This window comes from Calyptranema fuscum S582 (assembly GCF_055793305.1).
The window spans coordinates 35,022-55,541 of record NZ_JBSLYH010000046.1; the positions used below are offsets into that span (position 1 = coordinate 35,022).

The 20,520-nt window shown below is 48.2% G+C and carries 14 protein-coding genes; 8 read left to right on the plus strand and 6 right to left on the minus strand.

Annotation, left to right across the window (positions count from 1 at the left end):
- Positions 1 to 5 precede the first annotated feature (5 nt).
- Positions 6 to 884: a DMT family transporter gene (locus ACR6Z4_RS24880; RefSeq protein WP_479720036.1), complete on the minus strand. Its 879-nt coding sequence runs from the start codon at positions 882 to 884 to the stop codon at positions 6 to 8.
- Positions 885 to 1,001: 117 nt separating this feature from the next.
- Here ACR6Z4_RS24880 and hisIE point away from each other — a divergent pair, with 117 nt between their 5' ends.
- The 3 genes from hisIE (at position 1,002) to ACR6Z4_RS24895 (ending at position 3,838) form a co-directional block, all read left to right on the plus strand.
- On the plus strand, positions 1,002 to 1,652 hold the full coding sequence (gene hisIE / locus ACR6Z4_RS24885; RefSeq protein ID WP_479720037.1) for a bifunctional phosphoribosyl-AMP cyclohydrolase/phosphoribosyl-ATP diphosphatase HisIE: 651 nt from the start codon (positions 1,002 to 1,004) through the stop codon (positions 1,650 to 1,652).
- Between the two features lie 67 nt (positions 1,653 to 1,719).
- Positions 1,720 to 2,175, plus strand: coding sequence for an SRPBCC family protein (locus ACR6Z4_RS24890; RefSeq protein WP_479720038.1), 456 nt, complete (start codon positions 1,720 to 1,722; stop codon positions 2,173 to 2,175).
- A 232-nt stretch (positions 2,176 to 2,407) separates the two neighbouring features.
- Positions 2,408 to 3,838: a phospholipase D-like domain-containing protein gene (locus ACR6Z4_RS24895; RefSeq protein WP_479720039.1), complete on the plus strand. Its 1,431-nt coding sequence runs from the start codon at positions 2,408 to 2,410 to the stop codon at positions 3,836 to 3,838.
- Positions 3,839 to 4,091: 253 nt separating this feature from the next.
- Here the strand turns inward: ACR6Z4_RS24895 and ACR6Z4_RS24900 are convergent, their stop codons facing one another.
- Positions 4,092 to 6,800, minus strand: a complete 2,709-nt coding sequence (locus ACR6Z4_RS24900) for a DUF3536 domain-containing protein (RefSeq protein WP_479720040.1) — start codon at positions 6,798 to 6,800, stop codon at positions 4,092 to 4,094.
- A 922-nt stretch (positions 6,801 to 7,722) separates the two neighbouring features.
- The gene (gene glnA / locus ACR6Z4_RS24905; RefSeq protein ID WP_479720041.1) at positions 7,723 to 9,144 is read right to left on the minus strand and encodes a type I glutamate--ammonia ligase; all 1,422 of its coding nucleotides are present in this window, start codon (positions 9,142 to 9,144) and stop codon (positions 7,723 to 7,725) included.
- A 1,039-nt stretch (positions 9,145 to 10,183) separates the two neighbouring features.
- Here glnA and apcB point away from each other — a divergent pair.
- Positions 10,184 to 10,693 (plus strand): allophycocyanin subunit beta, encoded by a 510-nt coding sequence (apcB, locus tag ACR6Z4_RS24910; RefSeq protein ID WP_479720042.1) that lies wholly within the window; start codon positions 10,184 to 10,186, stop codon positions 10,691 to 10,693.
- Between the two features lie 308 nt (positions 10,694 to 11,001).
- On the opposite strand, the gene ACR6Z4_RS24915 is transcribed toward apcB, so the two are convergent.
- Both ACR6Z4_RS24915 and ACR6Z4_RS24920 read right to left on the minus strand, forming a co-directional pair.
- Entirely contained in the window at positions 11,002 to 12,132 is a 1,131-nt protein-coding gene (locus ACR6Z4_RS24915) for a site-2 protease family protein (protein WP_479720043.1), read from the minus strand.
- Between the two features lie 424 nt (positions 12,133 to 12,556).
- Positions 12,557 to 14,863: an ATP-binding protein gene (locus ACR6Z4_RS24920; protein ID WP_479720044.1), complete on the minus strand. Its 2,307-nt coding sequence runs from the start codon at positions 14,861 to 14,863 to the stop codon at positions 12,557 to 12,559.
- Positions 14,864 to 15,353: 490 nt separating this feature from the next.
- Here ACR6Z4_RS24920 and ACR6Z4_RS24925 point away from each other — a divergent pair, with 490 nt between their 5' ends.
- From ACR6Z4_RS24925 to cobA, 4 genes are all read left to right on the plus strand, one after another.
- Positions 15,354 to 15,632: a hypothetical protein gene (locus tag ACR6Z4_RS24925; protein WP_479720045.1), complete on the plus strand. Its 279-nt coding sequence runs from the start codon at positions 15,354 to 15,356 to the stop codon at positions 15,630 to 15,632.
- A 558-nt stretch (positions 15,633 to 16,190) separates the two neighbouring features.
- The gene (gene dpsA / locus ACR6Z4_RS24930; RefSeq protein WP_479720046.1) at positions 16,191 to 16,745 is read left to right on the plus strand and encodes a DNA starvation/stress protection protein DpsA; all 555 of its coding nucleotides are present in this window, start codon (positions 16,191 to 16,193) and stop codon (positions 16,743 to 16,745) included.
- A gap of 519 nt (positions 16,746 to 17,264) precedes the next feature.
- Entirely contained in the window at positions 17,265 to 18,092 is an 828-nt protein-coding gene (locus ACR6Z4_RS24935; RefSeq protein ID WP_479720047.1) for a sirohydrochlorin chelatase, read from the plus strand.
- 176 nt (positions 18,093 to 18,268) lie between these two features.
- Positions 18,269 to 19,045 (plus strand): uroporphyrinogen-III C-methyltransferase, encoded by a 777-nt coding sequence (gene cobA / locus ACR6Z4_RS24940; protein WP_479720048.1) that lies wholly within the window; start codon positions 18,269 to 18,271, stop codon positions 19,043 to 19,045.
- A 176-nt stretch (positions 19,046 to 19,221) separates the two neighbouring features.
- Here cobA and ACR6Z4_RS24945 read toward each other — a convergent pair whose 3' ends face one another.
- Positions 19,222 to 20,301, minus strand: a complete 1,080-nt coding sequence (locus ACR6Z4_RS24945; RefSeq protein ID WP_479720049.1) for an ABC transporter substrate-binding protein — start codon at positions 20,299 to 20,301, stop codon at positions 19,222 to 19,224.
- Between the last annotated feature and the right edge of the window lie 219 nt (positions 20,302 to 20,520).

Sequence of the window (20,520 nt, forward strand, 5' to 3'; positions counted from 1 at the left end):
CGCGTCTAGTTAGGGGGATTTCTCATCGACTGCCATGCATTGAATAGTAACCCCAGCAAAACCAGGCCCATACCCAACGATTCGGTAAGCGATGGAATTTCACCGAGCTGCAACGATGCTGCTAGCACTCCCACGATTGGGGTTGCCAAAGAGCCAACTCCGGCGGCTCCGGCAGAAAGGTGATTGAGCGCATAGAGCCAGAGTAACCAGGCGATCGCCCCAGCCGGAATGACGTTATAAAACAATGCCCAGAAAAATGCCGGAGTCCAGTGAACAGGGGCAGAGGGCAGCAAAAAGCTGACGGCAAGCAACGGCAAACTACCAAAGAACATTTGCCATGCACCGAATGACAGCAGATCGGGCGGATCGGATTGATTGACCTTTTTGGCAACCACAGAACTGAGTGCCCAGCTGACGCCACCTAATAGTGCCAGTCCCTTACTCATCAGACCGCTGGATAGGTCAAACGGCAACAAAATCAAACCTAAACCGACCAGGGCTAACCCCACACTGATCCATTGCCACAGCTTTAATTTCTCTTTGAGAAAAATCCAGGCAAATAATAAGCTCCAAAACGCCATGGTATAGATCAGAATTGCTGTCTTTCCGGCACCACCGCTGACCAATGCCCAGGTGGCAAACCCCATAGCACCGCCACTGTGTAACACGCCATAGAGAAAAGTTCCGGCGATCGCTTTGGGTTTGAGCGGTTTTCGCAGGGCAATCATGACGACGAACAAGCTCAACGCACCATAAAATGCTCGCATGGCTGCAAAATCAAAGGGAGGTGCATGGCGCACTGCTACTTTCATCACGACCCAGTTGTAGCCCCAGAGCACAGCGAGTAAAAGTAGCGATAGACCAGCAAGTACTTTCGAAGGCATGGTTTTAGTCACAACTAGATCATGGCATTGGGTAGTCAATCTAGGCTTCACAAGATCGGACGATTTGACCCGCGTCTTGGGATAATGGAGAGTACCGCATTTCGAGATCCGCATCGCATGACAGTGAGTGAGCCAATATTTTCGAGTTCTGCCATCCCGCTCGACCAGATCTGCTATAACGAACAGGGTCTGGTGCCTGCGATCGCCCAAGATTATCTCGATGGCACCGTGCTGATGATGGCATGGATGAATCGGGAATCGTTACAAAAAACATTAGAAACAGGTCAGGCCTGGTATTGGAGCCGATCGCGATCGCAGCTATGGCATAAGGGCGCAACCTCCGGGCATTTGCAAATAGTTAAATCGATTCGGTATGACTGTGACAGCGATGCTCTGCTGATCGGCATCGAACAGGTTGGGGATATCGCCTGCCACACCGGAGAACGCAGCTGTTTTCATCAAATCGAAGGCAGTATCACCCCACCCCCTGCGGATACGTTATCTCAAGTGTTTCAGGTCATTTGCGATCGCCGCGATCATCCTAACCCTGACTCTTATACCTGCAAATTGATGGCGGGCGGCGATAACAAAATTCTTAAGAAAATTGGCGAAGAAGCCGCTGAAGTGGTCATGGCTTGCAAAGACGATGACAAAGATGCGATCGCTGGCGAAGCCGCTGACCTGTTGTACCACACCCTTGTTGCCCTGGCACATCACCATGTTGATGTCCGAGATGTGTATCGAAAATTGCAAGAACGACGACGATAAAGGTCTGTCGCAATTCTCAATGGTATGACGTCAACCATTCCCTCAGGTGTCAAGAGCAGGAACCCTTGTGAACGATGCAAACCCTCAAGTCTTTGAACAGTCGATTCATATCAATGCCGATGTTGCAACGGTAGACCGTTGTTTCACAGATTTGGATTTAATGCATCGTTGGCTCAATCCGGCATTGCGCTGTCAGCCCGTGGGCGAGTGGGGCACCGAAATAGGCGATAAAAGCCGATTTGTCATTCTCATCCCATTTGTGCAGCCGACACTCAATAGCGTGGTGGTTGAGCGACGACCGGGACTGGTGGTATGGGAATTTCAGGGATTTTTTAAGGGACGCGATCGCTGGGACTGTCAACCAGACGGTCAGGGGACACGATTGCTTAACCGTTTTGAATTTGAGATCCCCAATCCACTGGTCAAGTTTGGCTTCAATACTTTCGCGGCAAGTTGGACCCAGCGAGATATGAAAACCCAATTGCAACGCCTCAAACGAGTGGCTGAGGAACTTGACCGCTGAGCCCTAGCATCGTCATGGGTTGAATCGATCGCCTGGGGCTATGGTAGTCGAGGGATCGATTAAGCGAAAGGTTGTGTGAGAACCCGCGCAGAGCGCGGGTTCTCACACAATCCCTGATTTAGCCGTCTCGACGGTTGCTCCATAAAAAACAGGGCGATCGCCTGTACTGGTGTTATCCAATCGATGGCATCGGGCACTACTAAAGCAGCAACGTTTACCTCGCTTTACTCCTGTGCGTCTACTTTCTTCCAACCGGATTCGTCTGGGGCTATTATTTTTTCTGGGTTTGCTGATTGTCTTGGGGATCAGTCTGTGGAAGCGGACTGAAGCATTAACCCCAACCCTTCAACCCCTGCCCCAAGATCCCTTTATTCAGGTTTATTTCAATCACTCGCAAGCGTCCGTTTATACAGAACCCTATCGTCATCAAAAACGTCTGGGCGATGATTTAGAACAAGTGATTGTCGATACGATTCACTCTGCTCAATCGTCCGTTGATATTGCTATCCATGAATTGCATTTGCCCAAAATTGCCGATGCGTTAGCAGAACGCCATCAGGCAGGGGTGCGGGTACGGGTGATTTTAGAACATGATTACAGTCGCCCCTGGAGCAGCATTAATCCTCAGGAAGCGATCGCATCTGAAGAACGCGATCGCAATAAATATTTAGAATTTGTTCAACTTGCTGATCAAAATCACGATGGACGGGCTGACCCTGCTGAAGCCGCAAAAGTTGACTCAGTCCTGATCTTGCAGCAGGCTCAGGTGCCGTTGATTGATGATACTGAAGATGGCTCCAAAGGCAGTGGTCTCATGCACCATAAGTTCGTGGTGGTGGATGGCACGACGGTTCTCACCGGCTCCGTGAATTATTCCATTAGTGAGGTGCATGGCGATTTTCTCTCGCCAGAAAGCTTGGGCAATGCTAACCACCTGTTGAAAATTACCAGTGCGTCTCTGGCGCAGATCTATTCTGAAGAATTTAATTTGATGTGGGGGGATGGGCCGGGGGGACGGCAGGATAGTTTATTTGGCTTGCAAAAACCTTACCGTGCGACCAAAGTCGTCGCTATTTCGCCGGGATCAACGGTGACCGTGCAATTTTCCCCGACCTCTACCTCGCTTCCCTGGCAACAAAGTGTGAATGGATTGATTGGCAATGCCTTAAGCAGAGCGGCTCAATCCATTGATATGGCTTTGTTTGTATTCTCAGAACAATTTTTAGGAAATGTTCTGGAAACCCGTCATCAGCAAGGGGTGCAGGTGCGAACCTTGATTGATCCCCAGTTTGTTTATCGTGATTACAGCGAAGGTCTTGATCTGCTGGGCATTGCTCTACCCAATCGCCAGTGTCACTATGAGGAAGGCAATCACCCCTGGTCGATGGCGATCGCTTCAGTAGGTACGCCGCAATTACCAGAAGGTGATATTTTGCATCATAAGTTTGCGGTGGTGGATCAACGGACGGTCGTAACAGGTTCCCAGAATTGGTCAGCCGCAGCCAACCATGAGAATGATGAAAATCTAGTAGTCATCGACAATCCAACGGTGGCAGCTCATTTCCGCCGAGAGTTTGAGCGCTTATATGAAAACGCAAGTTTAGGCATTCCAGCCTGGTTACAAGCCAAGGCACAAGAAGAAGCCAGCCGCTGTCGTCTTTAACTCAGTTGATGGTTCCTGTCCAATGGTCAGGAACCATCAACCCCTCTCATCGCTTTTTGGAAATTTCTTAACCCGTGATTTAGAAGATTTCTGAAAAAGATGTTGCCCATCTGCTCGGAACCCGTATGGCGATGGGTCGAAACTATGCTCGAAGCGGTGTGCTTGGTTTGATCTATAAAAAATGGAGTGAGTGCCGCGCTTCAAGCGGCACTCACTCCATTTTTTATGGCTGAATTAAGTGATGTCCTTGCAGCTAGGAGAGGAGGTTGGTAAATTCAACTGGATTCAAGGCGATCGCCAGTTTATTCCCCAGTTCTAAAAGTTGAAGAATATGGTCTGATCCCCATTGCGCCGATGAGTTAGGGAGTGTGCCCTCGGTCATGGCAACTGTCTCACCGGGTGACTGTTGAGCTTTGAGCTGAGCCAAAACCTGCGTATTTAAACCTTTGAGATACAGCTCCTGAGCGCGATCCAGGCAAAGACCAAGATGGAGATCCTGCCCCAGGTGAATGAGTCGTTCGAGCCATTGCATTTGCGAACGGGCAGTTTCAGGGTCGAAGTCGTAGAACAGGTGCCACAGCGATCGCAGGATCAACCGTTCCAAAATCGTTTTGACTTGGGGAATCCGCAAACGGCACCGCAAATGGCTGGCTTCTGTGGCGATCGCCTCCAGCTCTGCCAGATGACTATGGCAAAGCTGAAGATTATTCATAGACAAGTCACCCGTTTCCCGTTCTAAGGCTTGCAACGACGTAATCGCCCGATGCCCAATGGCAATTTCGGCAGCAACCTGTAACTCTTGAGGCACATCCAATTCATCCCGATGGAATGCCATCAAAATGCCGTAGTTATCTCGATACACCTGGGTATAGAGCTGATCCAAACGCGTCAGATTTTCCTGACTGAGTAGCCGCATAATCCGATGCCGTTCTTCAGCAAACAAATTTTGTAAGCTATAAGACTGATCCCCAAAACTCCGCCCCATTTGCAGAATGATTTGAGCGGCACTCGCTTGTTTCAATGCTGCAAATAGAGTGTCTTTCATCTGGCTGTAGCTTCGTCTGCCTTCAAACGGCTTGATACAGCAGTGGAAGTCCCACCCCCCCAGATGCAGGACGGCAAAAATCAGGTTTTTACTTTCCCAGGTAATTTCTGAAGTCAGCTGAATCTGCCCTACCGCGAGCGTGAGCGGTCCAATGCGCTGCATCTGATAGCCCATCTGGTGAGCCGTGTAGCAATAGACTCGTTGTTCCGGAGCGTAAGTTGTAAACAGCGAGCTAATGGCGTAATGGGCAGCGACCTGTTCCAGGCTGATTTGAGCGGGGGTCACGAGTTGGCGGTAGACCTCGGCTCCATTTTGGAACGTATCTACATTGCTGGGGATCGTCGCCAATCGCTTAACAAATTCTTTTTCCAGGCGAACCCCTGCCACATCTCCGGCAAGTTCGATCGCGCGGGCTGCGTAGCGCAAAATTTGCGTGCCTTCAGGACGGGACACCTCTTCAAAAAACCAGCCGCAACTGGTATACATCAGCAGCCTATGCCGTTGCATTTCTAGCAATCGCAACGCATCCACTCGCTCACTGGCATTGAGTTTGTGGGTTTGATGCCGGGCTAAAAAGCGCTTGACGCTGGGTAAACTGCGATCGCGGACGACATGAATATATTCATCCCGTGCCTTCCAGGGATCTTGAAAAATCTTTTTGCCAGTATCTTCGTAGACCTCAAGCAGGCGATCGCGCAACCAATCTAATGTATCGCGCAACGGTCTGCGCCATTTTTGGTGCCATAGCCCACCGCCCCCACAGCCGCAATCCTCTTGCCAGCGATCCACCCCATGGGCACAACTCCAAGCCGTAACGGGTTTCAGTTCGACTTCCCAGGCGGGCGGGTTGATGCTGAGGTAATGGGCAAAATTGGTCACCTGCCAACCCTGTTTTGGAAATTCTCCAACAAAGGCATAGGCTAATGCTTTTTCAGCACCACCCTTATGATGTCCGAAGGTTTCCCCATCTGTGGCGACTGAAATCAGTTGAGATTGTCGATGATCCCCACGAACGGCTTGCCCGATCCGCCCCGTCAAATGCTGGGAGCTACCCAAAACATCGTTAAAGCCCATGTCGCGGGAGATGGGACCGTCGTAGAAGAAAATATCAATGAACTCGCGATTGCGATCGCCACCCGGTAAATAACAGCGGTAAGGCAGGGTGGGATCAATCTGGCTGCCTCCTACTTCTAACCATTGCGCCTGAGATTGCTCTGGTGTGGGCAATAGCCGACAGCGCTGGGCTTGAGAGGGTGCCAGGATAATAAATTTAATCCCTTCTGCGATCAATGCCTTCAGCGTGGCAGTGTCTACCGCCGTTTCAGCCAACCACATGCCTTCGGGATCACGCCCAAACCGAGAGCGAAAATCTTCTTTGCCCCAGCGGATTTGAGTATATTTATCGCATTCTGTTGCCAGAGGCATGATGATGTGGTTGTAGACCTGGGCGATCGCGTTGCCGTGTCCATTGAGGCGATCGCAACTAATCCGATCGGCTTCCAAAATCCGTTGATACACTTCGATGTCATAGCGTTCCAACCAATTCATCAAGGTTGGTCCGATGTTAAAGCTCATGTACTCGAAGTTATTGACAATCTGAACGACGTCGCCCCGCTCATTCAGAATCCGAGAGAAAGCATTGGGACGATAGCATTCATGATGAATTCGTTCATTCCAATCGTGAAATGGCGAAGCACTGGGTTGTCGCTCGATCGCATCCAGATAAGGATTTTCTCTAGGAGGTTGATAAAAATGACCGTGAATGGTGACGTAAACCCCGGTTGCAATCTCCTGGGGATCACGTCGATGAGATTGGGTTGAATAAGTGTTTAAATGGTGGGGATCAACGCCAGCTTTTGATCCCTTGATATCGGTTGAACCTTGACGAGTGATCTGGGAGGGTTGGAACGATTCCATGAATGTAATTTCCAAAATAGGGAGCATTAAGGTGTGCAGGGTTGGGGATCAAACACATACCTTAAAAGATGAATTAGTGGGCGTGCGATCGCCTTGCAATCATTGAGAAAATCTAAAGATCTGAACTATTTCGATGCCAAAGGATTCAGATTAAATCGATTACCGCGATCCCGTTCTCTTGGCGAGGAACAGAGATAAAATGGCATATCCGGAAACTCCCATCAAAGGCTACAGCTAGTTCTAGCCGAGATTTCGTATTAGCGGTAAGAGAATGTTGGGTAATGCTAGATATTTGGTTTAAATGCAATCAATTTGGGACGGGGCAGAACCAGCTTTCTAGCGATAACTATTACTTAAGGCATTCATAGTGTAGCTTTATGGTCACGTCTTCAAAAATATCTCAAATTAACCTGAAATAGTGAATCGTGAACTCTAAACTTAACAGTTTGCAGCACAGGCTGACAAAATCTGCATAAAGTTCAAAGAATTTCAGCCTTATATAGCGATCCCAAATCAGGTGTGCAAGCGCCCGCCCGAAGGGCGGGCGCTTGCACACAACACCCATAATCTATCTGGGCACGAAGCTCTATAAAACCAGCCTAAAAAAAAGAGGGGTGTCCATCTGGACACCCCTCCTGAAAATAAATTTTCGGTTTTGCGGAATCTACGATCCTTAGTAGGTGCAATGCTTAGCGATCGCACTTCTTAAAATCGCACTACTTGAGTTCACAAATTATACCGATTTAAACAGACTCCACGGCATATCGATCTAGTGTAAGGGCGCATTGCAATGCGCCCCTACAGTATCTGGTGCGATCGCTAATTAAATTGGTATTAAATAAAGCTCAGGCATTTGTGTTTGGAAGCGCAGCGCAGCCACGCTTTCAAACATAAACCGTCAGGTTTATGTAATCCACGAGCCCTAGCAATCGTAGTACAGGGCAAACTCATAGGGGTGAGGACGCAGACGCATCGGGTTCACCTCGTTATCCAGTTTGTACTCAATCCAGTTGGTAATGAAATCTTCGGTAAACACACCCCCGACGGTTAAGAAGTCGTGGTCTGCTTCTAAGCACTTCAATGCATCTAGCAAAGAGCCTGGTGTGGACGGAACCTTAGCCAACTCTTCAGGGCTGAGATCGTAGATATCGACATCCAGGGGATCACCGGGATCGATCTGGTTCTTAATTCCATCGATACCAGCACACAACATGGCTGCAAATGCCAGATAAGGATTGGACGTCGCATCAGGGCAACGGAACTCCAAGCGCTTCGCTTTCGGGTTGGTACCAGATAGCGGAATCCGCACTGAAGCCGAACGGTTTCCTTGAGAATATGCCAGGTTTACAGGCGCTTCAAACCCAGGAACCAACCGCTTATAGGAGTTGGTGGTGGGGTTAGTGAGTGCCAGCAGAGCAGGCGCGTGCTTGAGAATGCCACCGATATAATGCAGTGCCATTTGGCTTAAACCTGCATACTGATCACCCGCAAACAGGGGTTGACCCCCCTTCCAAATGGACTGGTGAGTGTGCATCCCAGACCCGTTGTCGTTAAACAGGGGCTTGGGCATAAACGTCACCGTTTTGCCATACTTCTTGGCAACGTTCTTGATGCAATACTTATAGGTCATCAAGTAGTCAGCCGCTTGAACCAACGGTGCAAAGCGGAAGCCCAACTCGCACTGACCCCCTGTTGCCACTTCATGGTGGTGTTTTTCAATGGGGACGCCGCACTTTGCCATCGTCAGCAGCATCTCCGTCCGCATGTCTTGCATGGTGTCGGTCGGAGCCACGGGGAAATATCCCTCTTTGTAGCGAGGCTTATATCCCAGGTTGCCACCGGGTTCTTCTTTACCAGAGTTCCAGCGACCTTCGACAGAGTCTACATAATAGAAACTCTTGTTTTCGCTCTGATCAAACCGAACGTCGTCAAATACAAAGAATTCTGCTTCAGGACCAATAAAAGCCGTGTCGCCCATGCCACTGGCAGTCAGGTAATCGATCGCCTTTTGAGCAATTACACGGGGGCAGCGATCGTACCATTCGCCGGTGCGAGGCTCTTTGATGCTACAAATCAGGCTCAGCGTTGGTTCTGCCATGAAGGGGTCGATCCAAGCCGTGGTCGGATCGAGCACCATTGTCATGTCAGATTCGTTGATCGCTTTCCAACCCCGAATACTGGAGCCGTCGAAGGGCACACCATCCGTAAAGCTACTTTCGTCGATCTGATCGTAGTAAAGCGTCAAGTGTTGCCAGATCCCCGGCATATCAATAAATTTCAGGTCTATCATTTGAATGCCTTGGTCTTTGATCAGACTCAAGACTTCTTGCGCGGTCTGTGCCATGAACTACTCCTTGGTTTCTGGGTATCTCAAGAGTTAGAGATGTTGAAGTTTAAGAAAACGACTAGTGCAACATGGGTGGGGTGGAGACTGTGCTCCCAAGAGGGAGAATCATCCTCTCCACTTGCTCCAAAATTTTTAATTGGGTTTACTACGTTGCGGAAAGACCTGATGTCAAATGGGCAGTAGATCTTCGGGGCAAGAATTGGCAATGCTGCTGAATCGAAAGATGAATTGAGATGGGGAGACTCAAGCTCCTTAACCATTCATCTCGACCCTGAGCAACACCGAATTTTAGACATCGATGGGACATCGAACAGTCTGTACTGGAGCTGTAGGGGGCTAATGTAACCGCGTTGGATCAACTTAAAAAGTTTAATAAGTTTAATTCCTCCCCAGACACTAGTTGATAGTCCACCATCGGTCTATCCATTCTTAATCGACGGCGTTGAGGGCAGGGTGGAGTGCGCAGGGCGCAACCCACCACCCATCAAAATTTACTGGATGTAGTACCCATTCAGAGCTAGCCCTAATAAGAATAGAGCGGCACTAACTAAAGAACAGGTATCTTTGCACCTGCATCATCCTAGAAATAGGTCTAGGTAGATTTTGTATCGTAAACTACATTTTGTGCCGTACGGTATAAAACTGATCTGAAGATCTGGGTTTTAGCGACCGTTTTGTTAGGTATATAAAACTTAACGGGCAAAGTCGCCAGCCATACTGAATTTCATGCAATTTGAGCTAAACCTGGCATGATAAACTTATCTCTGGATATCGAACCGTTAAGCCGAATCCTACCAAGCCACGGCAAGGCAAATCTTAAGCAGAAGTGACCTTCTGGACGCAGGGTTGATTTTTGGAAGGGTGTTTACAGTCTTCCGGATGGTCTGCCTGATCGTTCAGATATAACTTCTGGACTGTAGGCATTTGGTTGAAGGTATTTGGTTTGAAATAGGTTCGAGTCTGAAGTTGGAAATTACTTGAACTGATATCAAACCATCCTTAAGTTAAGAATAAAAATTGTTGGGAGATTGGTTTCATGCGGGACGCGGTAACAAACCTGATTGAAAACTACGATATTACTGGGCGATATCTGGATCGAGATGCAATGGACAGACTCAAGTCCTATTTCGAGACGGGTGAAAAGCGGGTTCAAGCAGCAGCATTGATTAATTCAAATGCGGCTGGCATTGTTAAGCAAGCAGGTTTGAAGTTGTTCGAGGAAATTCCTGAACTCATCCGACCAGCCGGTAATGCTTACACGACTCGTCGCTATGCGGCTTGCCTACGTGATATGGATTACTTTTTGCGGTATGCAACCTATGCGTTAGTGGCTGGCAGCACTGATGTTTTGGATGAACGAGTTCTGCAAGGGCTGCGGGAAACCTACAATTCCCTCGGTGTGCCTGCGGGACCAACGGTGATCGGCATCCAGATCATGAAAGAGATTGTCAAGGAGCAAGTTGAGGCAGCGGGTATTGAAGACGTTGCTTTTCTAACTCAACCCTTTGAATATATGGCACGCGAGCTAGGAGAAAAAGATCTCTAAACGAGGTCTGCTTCTAAATCTATCTCGGTTGTCATCGATAGAAGCTGTGTAGGTTGGCAATTTTTTCTGAATTGAATGTTGTGTTGGGATGATAGTCAGGGTAGCAAAGCTACCCTGACTATTCTTTTTTATCTGTAAAAAAATAGGGGTTTGGCATTTGCCAAACCCCTGTCGTGGGTAATACGTCACCCGTTGCCCAACATTTTGACTAAGGATCACAGATTAATTAACTTGCAATTCTTTTTGAGAGAGCGGTGGCGGAGCCGCCGCTCTCTCAAAAAGAATCGGGTTTTATTAAATCCACGATCCTAAGCAGCTTCAATTTTTGCGTCTGCCTTTTGTTGCAGCAATTGAATAACTGATGCTTTTTCTAATAATCCTACGAGAACATCGTCGTCTCGAACGACCGCCACGGCTGGTAATTTCTGATCTTCTATCAGGGTTACAACTTCTAGCAATGGCTGAGTTGCCGGGACTGTTGTAATTTGATCCAGCGGTTTGGTTAATGTTTTGACTTGCACATCCCACCAGTCGTTGGTTGGCACAGATTTGAGATCGTCTACATTAATTTCGCCGACCAGATGACCGGCTTCATCAACTACCAGGAATTTGCGCCATTTGGTTTCATTGCCAATGATGTAATTGTTCGCCAAGTCGCGCAAAGAACTTTCAGCCGAAATCATGGGGCTATTGGGAATGACGGCATCTGCTGCCGTTAAGCCACTTAATTTTTCTTGGACAGTGGCAGTTTGAGCAGACATTCCAGCGTTTTGTAGCAAAAACAACCCGATTAACAGCGTCCACGGACTACCAATCTTGCTGATTTCCAAAATGGAGGCACCTCCTAAGAGAATGCCAACCCAACCAAAAAACTGCCCGACACGACTGGCAAATGCTAAGCCTTTATACGGTTTTCCAGTAATTTTCCAGACGAGGGCTTTGAGAACGTTGCCGCCATCGAGGGGTAACCCAGGGATGAGATTAAAGGCTCCCAGGAAAAAATTGATAGACGCCAGTAGCCCAACAATTGCCGCAGTGGGACCACTGACATTTGTGTAAAGACTAACTGCGGTTAGAATGCCACAGATAACAAAGCTGACCAGGGGACCGGCGATCGCCACCTTGAACGCATCGCCTGGAGTTTTGGATTCTTCTCCTAAACTGGCAAGTCCGCCGAAAATAAATAGTGTGATCGACTTGACTTCAATGCCCTGGCTCAGGGCAACAAAACTATGCCCCAGTTCGTGGGCTAAAACTGATGCAAACAATAATAGAGCGGTTATCAGCCCCCAAAACCAAACAAAGACCCCTAGTTGAGGAAATTGATAGGCTAACCAACCGCCATTGCTCCAGGTGACGAGAGCCAAAATTAAGAACCAGGAAGGATTCACATAAAACGGAATCCCGAAGAGGCTACCCACACGCAAGTTGCGATTCATATCAATCTCCTTTGGACTGGGGGACTATTGATGGATTCAATGCCGCTTCACTCTCTGATCGTAACGAAATATGGCTGAAATAAAATTCATTGGCTGATGCGATATCCCGACTTGCTTGGTTCGGTCGGAGAGCAAAATGGGGATTCATCTCAATAGAAATAATTTTTATTGGGATAATTTTACGGTACGGTAGAGTCGCCCCAAAAAACTATCTCCGTAGAGACAAATAGCTATTTGTCCTCTCATAATACGCTACACCCGAGGGAAGCTATTGGATCGGGGATTGAGTCAACCCGAAGATTCATTGTTGTAAGTGTGGCTGGTTTTGGCATAAGTTTGACCGTGAAACCTTCGGTTTCACGGTCAAACTTATGCCGATGTTAAGCTATGCCAAACTAGATACGAGACCGTGACGACTCTACGTTTAGCCTAGCGTGAAATAAAAGGTTGATCCGGCACCGTACGTTGATTCCACCCAAATACGTCCGCCATGACGTTCGATGATCTTTTGAGTGATCGTTAGCCCTACGCCTGTTCCACCTCCATATAAATGTTGTTCGTGTAATCGTTTAAACACCTGAAATACTGTTTTCAGATGACGTTCGCGAATGCCAATGCCGTTATCTTGGACGTAAAAAACAGCCTCATTGGTATAGCCAATTTCAACCCACGGGTCTAGCTGGTCGTTGTATTTCATCGCATTGCTCAGCAGGTTGGTAAAAACTTCAGTGATTAAAATGGGGTCACACTGTATTGTGGGTAGCGATCGCGGCATTGAAATAGTGGGTCGCCATTCTGGATAGCTAATGCGTAAATTGTCTAAGACCTGATGAACTAATAAATTTAAATCGGTTGGCTTTTGCTCCAGGGCAGTTTGTCCTAGTCGAGAAAACCTGAGCAATGCATCAATTAGTGATTCCATGCGATGGGTCAGTCGCACCACGGTTTGGAGACGAGATCTGCCCACGTCATCTAAAACAGCGCTATATCCCTTGAGTAGCAAATTTGAAAAGTTATGAATGCCCCGTAAAGGCTCTTTTAGATCGTGAGAAACCGCATAAACAAAGGAATCTAACTCTTGATTACGACGTTCTAAGTCACGATTGGTCTGAGTCAGTGCTTCTGTCTGATTGAGGAGTTGAATTGCGATCGCACTCTGGATAGTTCTGACAATTTCTAACTCATTGGCGTTCCAGGGTAATGACGTTAACTGTACTGTTTCTTGCCAGTACTCAGAAGTTGAATCGGGCGATCGCCTAACGGTTGCCTCTGCGTCAATGGAAGTGGATGGATGGGGCTGACTTGCCCACACGATTGTTTGTAAAACTTCAGGACGAAACCAGAGAATATAATGTCGCCGGGTTTTAGAAATACACAGCATCATTAAGCCACTTGCGATCGCACGATAGGCGATCGCTGGTTCGTAATGTTCAGGCAGGGAATGCGTATGAAATAACGGTTCATTAATAGCTCGAGTTACCCAATTCAGCAGATCCTCAACCTGAGCCAATGTTGGAGTATGACCCACTAATGTGATTTCATCGCTTAAACAAACAGCGGCTCCCGTTGCCCCAATGATTGTCAATAAGCAGGGTTCAGAAGCGAGCAGGGCAGTTTTCAGATCATCACTCTGCGAGATAGCTGTAACTAAGGTAGAGAGGTGCGATCGCACCTGGATAGGATCATGGTGTTCGGTCTGGTTCACTTTATCAACCAGTTCTGCCGACAAAAATTGCCCTGCCAATTCGCAAACTTGGCGTATAGCATAGGGCACCGGATGGGGACGGGAGTGATGGCAGATGATCAGCCCCCACAGGGTTTGACCGTAAAGGAGCGGTATTACCCAAAGTGCCCCAACTCCTTTGTGTTGATAATCAGTGACACAATCTGGTTCCATGCTGCGCAATCTGGACAGCGTCAGGTCAATGGGTTGGGATGGAACTGCATCGGGGATTGAAACCAGGGCGATCGCAGGTGCATTTAAATCGGGACTATAGCGCACACATCCCTGCGCATAACTCTGCCGCATGGCTTCTGTAATAGTGCTGGCCGGGTAATGGACTCCCACATAAGATGGCAAATCAGACTGTTTTGCCTCCGCGACGATGACCCCTGTAGCCTGGGCATCAAACTGGTACACCATCACCCGCTCAAAGCCCGACAGGTGGTGAATATCTTGAACCAGGGTTTGCAGGCTGTCGTTTAGATCAACCGTCTGGTGCAATTTGGCGATCGCCTCACTCAACCAGGTTTGTGGATGACAGAAAAAATCTTCCGGCGGTAAGGTTACAGGTTCTAGCTCCAGTAAAATGCCGCCTGTGAGGCGTCGGAGAATACCATCAAAGGCGATGGGTTTGGCGTCATGGCTCCGTAAAGTCAGGTGGAGAAAATGAACTGTGGTTGGCTCTTGTAAGTGGTGACGGATTCGTGCTAGTTGCGAAGCCTCCAGTACCGTATCCAATCCTTTCCCCAAAAGTGTTTGCGCCTGAATAGAAAGATAAACTGACGTGTTAGCACTGACCTGCAAAACCTGAAGGTCTGGATCACTCAGCACAAACAACATGCCATGAGGTTGGATAAAATTTCGACCAGCAACAGTTTCAGAATAGGAGGTAGCCAGGGACGCAGAAGACTGGACGGCAGACATTGACTGACTTAAATAGATCTGCTGTGGGTGATCAGGGTGTTCAGAATCTACCTTTTCATGACCAATGGCATCAAAACCGCTCATCTTGAACTGCTTAAAGGGCTAGGGCTAGATTTAATCGGGTTGCGATTTAGATTGTTACGTACTCAAGTAGAGACGGGATGCAGGGGTAGAACTCTGGTGCGGGACACCGCTGACGATCTAACGTGAATACGCGAAGCTATATTTAATGTGTCACCTTGTGTGAAGGCATGGCAACACGGTGGCTCGATCGCATTATGTTGCGGTAAGTTAAGAAAGTCAGATCAAATCTAAAGAAAATATTAAAATTTTTTAGAACGCCATTTATCACTCGCCTCAGAACATCACTCTAGGATTTCGAGGTGGAGTAAGGAGAGAGCCTAATTGAAGGCAGACGAATCCCTATCTTTGTTGTGAGCCTATCAGTTGAGGCAATGTAGAGCAATTCAACAGCAGAATGGAACTTCTCGCGATCGCCCTTTTTTAAGAAGGATGTCGGGGAATGATGAACCGTGAAAATAAAGAAAGTATTTTTTGTAAAGAGGTCTAGATCATGCCAAGCGGAACCTCGACGATACACTTGATTTGGGCTGTTATCGAAGAAACATCGAGCAGCGACCTGTTAACCTTGCCAGATACTGCCTTGATCCGATGTATCTTGCAGCAAGTTTCTAAACAAAGGTTGCTGAGTGGTGAAGAAGTCCATGTTCTATACGCTTACATTGGCTCAAAAATAACGCTCATTCGCGACATTGCCGACGCCCGATTGTATCCAGAAAAGTATTGGTCAACACAAGATTTTTCGACGCAGGCATCGCGTTTGTCAGCTTAGCGATCGCCTGAAATCTTGGACGCGAAATTAAAATATCTATGGTGCGTTACGGCGAGTGCCTAACTTATCTTATACCTATCTTCAGACTGTAAAGAAATAAATTGGGCATGGGTGCTGCATAAAGTGTGGCATTTTCATTAGAACTGTGACGACGACGCGCTGCTCAATAAAAATCTTCAGTTTTATTAAATGATTGGGCGTTGTTGATTTGAACTCTGAAATTGAGTGTGGGTGCCGCGCAAAGCGCGGCACCCACACTCAATTTCAGAGCTGAATTAAGCAATAGCCATTATTAATCCTTAAGATTTCAGATGAATTAACTTGTAATTTCGTTACGAGAGAGCAATGGCAAAGCCGTCGCTCTCTTACCGAGAATTAGGTGTTATTGAATTCATGATCCTTAATAAAATTGATAGATTTGAAAAATATATTCTAGAGAAAAAGCCTCTTACGATTCCTGTGAGTCTGCTAGAGATTGACGCATTTGACTAAGGTCGATACATTTAGGAATTGTTAGGCAGCGAGTCTAACTGCGATCGCAAATCTCAGGAGAAAGGTATGCCGGAAACTACACTTTTGATGCAAGCATTTGACCAGGTCAAAGAAAATCCTGTGGGGTTAGAACTGAATGTTACGACGGCAGTTTGTGAAGGTCTAAATATTGCTTTGGCTAGTTTTCAAGCGTTGTATTTGCAGTATCAAAAACATCATTTCGTCATTGAAGGATCTGAATTTTATCAATTACATGAGTTCTTTTCCGATGGGTACGGTGAGGTGCAAGAGCATGTCCATGAACTGGGTGAGCGGCTCAATGGCTTAGGTGGCGTGCCCGCCAGCAGTTTTGCTAAATTGGCTGAGTTGTGTTGCTTTACCCCAGAAGGTGATGGAATTTTTGCTTGCCGCCAGATGGTCCAAAACGATTTGACCGCAGAGCAAGCCATCATCAAAGTGTTGCGTCAGCAAGCCGGTCAGGCAGAAAGTCTGGGCGATCGCGCCAGCCGCCACCTTTACGAAAAGATTTTGCTAGAAACTGAAGATCGGGCTTTTCACCTCAGTCATTTCCTGGCACATGACAGCTTGACCCCTGCGTTTACATTGGCAAATGGTAATTAGGTCAGGTTCAACCCAAATCTGATCAGACTAGTACACCAACTTAAAAGTTTTAGAGGGGGTGGAGGGGGTAAAACCCCCTCTTGGGGGCGCAGCCCCCAAACCCCCATGTTGTAAAGTTTCGTGTTTGCAACACTAGTGTTGCGAACACGAAACTTTACAACGGGGTGCAGGGGTTCCACCCCTGCACCCCGTTGTAAAACGTTTAATTGGGTCTACTGGCAATGCTCAAATGCGTGAAGTATGAGGTGTTGTGCGAGAGCCGTGCGGCTCTCGCACAACACCCGAAATTTATCCAGGGCGATTTCTAGAAAAGGTCATCCCAGCAAACCGCAGGGACGAGGCATTCAAATAATGATTTTCGCCATTTACCAAAGGCTATCTAACGAATGCTTCCCCTCTACAGGGGTAACTGAATTGGATCAGAGTTCTGGCTCAAATCCATCTCCAGATGCAGCACTGCCGGTAGTCGCAGATTAAAATGGGCGTTAACGCTAGATGATGTGAGAGACGCACTTGAGTTTGAATACAGCTTATCTACTGGTTTCTCATGGAAGTCGTGATCCGCGATCGCCCCGTGCCATCCGGTCTTTAGCGGATAAAGTCGCTGAGCAACTGGGTGCTCTGGCAATGGGTGAGGCAATGCGCGAGGCGATGAGTGAGCGCACCGCCACATCAGCGTATGCTCCTGTTGCAACTACGGCAATGGCGATCGCTCCGACTTCCCCACCAACCCTCAAACCCTGGGTAGAAACGGCTGTTTTAGAACTTGGACCCCAACCGTTGCATTGTCAGATCCAAACCTTTGCGGCAACGGCACAACAGGCAGGCTATCGCCAGATCAACGTGTTGCCGTTGTTTCTCTTGCCCGGTGTGCATGTGATGGATGATATCCCGGCAGAAATGGCGATCGCTCGTCAGGCCGTTGGTGATGCTATTGCTTTAAAGCTTTGTCCTTATTTAGGCTGCCATCCGCGACTGAAAACCCTGTTTGTTGAACAGGCAAGGGTGCCGGATGGCGCAGCGATGATCTTGATGGCACACGGCAGTCGGCGGTCGGGGGGCAACCAACCTGTGGAGGCGATCGCCGATGAACTTCAGGCGTTGACAGCTTATTGGGCGGTTGCACCCAGTCTAGAAACCCAGGTCGAGCATCTGATCCAACAGGGCTGTCGCGATATCGCCATTGTGCCCTATTTGCTATTTGCCGGAGGCATCACAGAGGCGATCGCCGCAAAAGTCGCCGTCCTCTCTCAGCAATTTCCGACCGTGCAATTCCACCTGGCAAACCCCTTGGGCGCAACTGATCAACTGGCGCGGTTAGTCATTGAGCAACTGAAAAGAGCTTGACAGTTGATGATGTCGAACATCATCAGCCCCAACCGTAGAGAATGTGACGTTTGTAACAGTTTGTAAATTGTGCATGAGTATTAAACTATTTCTGCAATCTGTACAGCCTGAAACGTTTGTCCGATTCAGCCAAACGTTACACTGAAATTCAATTACACGCTATTTAGAACTACCTCATGCAGCAACCTTTGGGCAAAGTTTACCTCGTGGGTGCGGGACCAGGAGATCCAGGTTTGTTTACGTTGAAAGGCAAGACATTGCTGGAACATGCCGATGTCGTGGTCTACGATGCTTTAGTCAGTTCGCAAATCCTGGCGATGATCAACCCACAGGCAGAACAGATCAATGCAGGTAAGCGGCGGGGCAAGCATTCTTTGTTTCAAGAAGAAACCACCCAACTCCTGATTGATAAAGCCAAAGCCCATGCGGTAGTCGTTCGGCTCAAGGGGGGCGATCCCTTTGTCTTCGGGCGCGGCGGTGAGGAAATGGAAGATTTGGTGAATGCCGGAATTCCGGTTGAAGTGGTGCCAGGAGTTACCTCTGGCATTGCGGCTCCTGCCTATGCGGGCATCCCTTTGACCCATCGCAATCACAGTTCATCGGTCACGTTTGTTACCGGGCATGAGTCGGCAGGAAAATACCGTCCGTCGGTCAATTGGCAGGCGATCGCCCACGGCTCTGAAACCATCGTGGTTTATATGGGCATCCACAATATGTCGAATATTGTCGAAGAACTGCTGACCGCAGGCTTATCTCCCGACACCCCGATCGCACTGGTGCGCTGGGGCACGCGCCCCGAACAGGAAGAGTTAATCGCCACCCTTAGCACCATCGTCGCCAAAATTGAAGCCACTGGCTTTGCTGCACCGGCGATCGCTGTGATTGGTTCTGTGGTCGAGCTGCACAGTCTCCTTGCCAATTGTCGGCCGCTGATAGCATCGGATCGCCACTGAGAATCAACCCAGAAAGCTTGTGTGGGGAATCGCGGCGTTGCCATGATTCCCCACACAAGCTCTGCACCATCAGATCTAAGGATCGTAGATTTAATAAAACCGAAGATTTATTTTTGGAAGCGTGGCGGAGCCGCGCTTCCAAAAATAAACGTCTGGGTTTTAATTAATTTGTGATCCTAAGTCTCTGCAACGGCTTTGATAAAGGTTGGATCAACTAATTGTTTCAACTGCTCCAGGGTTGGGGCTTCTGGAATTTGCCCCTGATCTTTGAGGAAATTCCCCAGATCGTTCATATGGTTGACGATGTAAATGCCGCTGTCGGGTTGAGCGAGCATCTTCAAATTATTCTCCAGACTGGTTAAATCTACCCCCTGTAACTCGACCTCTACTTCCTCAGGCGACAGCTCTAGCCATTTGCCCGCCAATGCATAGGCGTCTTCAGGGTTACTTTTAATGAAGGCGATCGCCTGATAGATTCCTTTAACATAGCTTTCGATTGCCTGAGGATGCTCTTCCACAAACTGAGTATTGAAGACATACACATCAACAATTGCCGTCGGCATCTTGGAGGTGTCGTAAATAATCCGTCCATCGGGTTGGGCATCATTGGCTTGTTTCAAAAAGGGTGAATAGGTCACGGCAATATCTACCCGTCCGGCTTGATAGGCTGCTGCTGCCGCATCGGGGGTGAGGTTGATAATGGTGATATCGTCGTTTGACAGTCCGGCTTCCTTCAGCACCTGCAACAGAAAGAAGTGGCTCACCCCCCCGACATCCACCGCAATTTCTTTGCCTTTGAAGTCCGCCACGTCTGCAACACTATTGCGTGCCAAAATGCCATCGCCACCCAGCGAACTATCTGCCACCTGAATGATGCGATAGTCTTGCCCTTTAGCCGCCAGCGCTACGGCTTCAGAGGTGACGGTATTTTGACCATCCAGGCGTCCGGCAGCAAAGGCAGCATCACCTTCCCCACTCGAACTCAGCACCTTGTACTCTAAATCCAACCCTTCTTTTAGAAAAAATCCTTTTTCTAATGCCACATATAACGGTGTGTAACCAATCCACAAAGTGCTGCCGGTCACCACTTTCAGCGGTTCGTCAGAGGTTGCCTCTGGAGTCGTAGAGGGTGTAGGCGATGTTGCAATGGTTGTCGTGGGTGAAGATTGGGTACAGGCAGGTAAGGCTAAGCTACTGGCAACCCCACTCATAAAATATAGGGCACGACGGCGGGTACAGGTTGGAATTTGAACCATAGGGGTTGACTCCTGGATTCCTTTATGCATTCTAGGGTGAGTTGAGAATTAGTTAAGCTTACTTGGTCTGACCCGAGATGTTAATGGAACTACAATTTTGTGGAGATTCATTGGATTTCTAAGAGATTCTTCGTTTTACTCTCAGCGATCGCTCAGAACCCTGAAGTAGAATCAAAATAACAACTGTGTTAAGCAGTGTAAAGAAAATTGGCATGGCTG

What these genes read in the sequence shown, in the direction of transcription:
- ACR6Z4_RS24880 (WP_479720036.1), bottom strand. Translation starts at nt 884, where the DNA reads ATGCCTTCGAAAGTACTTGCTGGTCTATCGCTACTTTTACTCGCTGTG.
- hisIE (WP_479720037.1), top strand. Translation starts at nt 1,002, where the DNA reads ATGACAGTGAGTGAGCCAATATTTTCGAGTTCTGCCATCCCGCTCGAC.
- ACR6Z4_RS24900 (WP_479720040.1), bottom strand. Translation starts at nt 6,800, where the DNA reads ATGGAATCGTTCCAACCCTCCCAGATCACTCGTCAAGGTTCAACCGAT.
- glnA (WP_479720041.1), bottom strand. Translation starts at nt 9,144, where the DNA reads ATGGCACAGACCGCGCAAGAAGTCTTGAGTCTGATCAAAGACCAAGGC.
- apcB (WP_479720042.1), top strand. Translation starts at nt 10,184, where the DNA reads ATGCGGGACGCGGTAACAAACCTGATTGAAAACTACGATATTACTGGG.
- ACR6Z4_RS24915 (WP_479720043.1), bottom strand. Translation starts at nt 12,132, where the DNA reads ATGAATCGCAACTTGCGTGTGGGTAGCCTCTTCGGGATTCCGTTTTAT.
- ACR6Z4_RS24920 (WP_479720044.1), bottom strand. Translation starts at nt 14,863, where the DNA reads ATGAGCGGTTTTGATGCCATTGGTCATGAAAAGGTAGATTCTGAACAC.
- ACR6Z4_RS24925 (WP_479720045.1), top strand. Translation starts at nt 15,354, where the DNA reads ATGCCAAGCGGAACCTCGACGATACACTTGATTTGGGCTGTTATCGAA.
- dpsA (WP_479720046.1), top strand. Translation starts at nt 16,191, where the DNA reads ATGCCGGAAACTACACTTTTGATGCAAGCATTTGACCAGGTCAAAGAA.
- cobA (WP_479720048.1), top strand. Translation starts at nt 18,269, where the DNA reads ATGCAGCAACCTTTGGGCAAAGTTTACCTCGTGGGTGCGGGACCAGGA.
- ACR6Z4_RS24945 (WP_479720049.1), bottom strand. Translation starts at nt 20,301, where the DNA reads ATGGTTCAAATTCCAACCTGTACCCGCCGTCGTGCCCTATATTTTATG.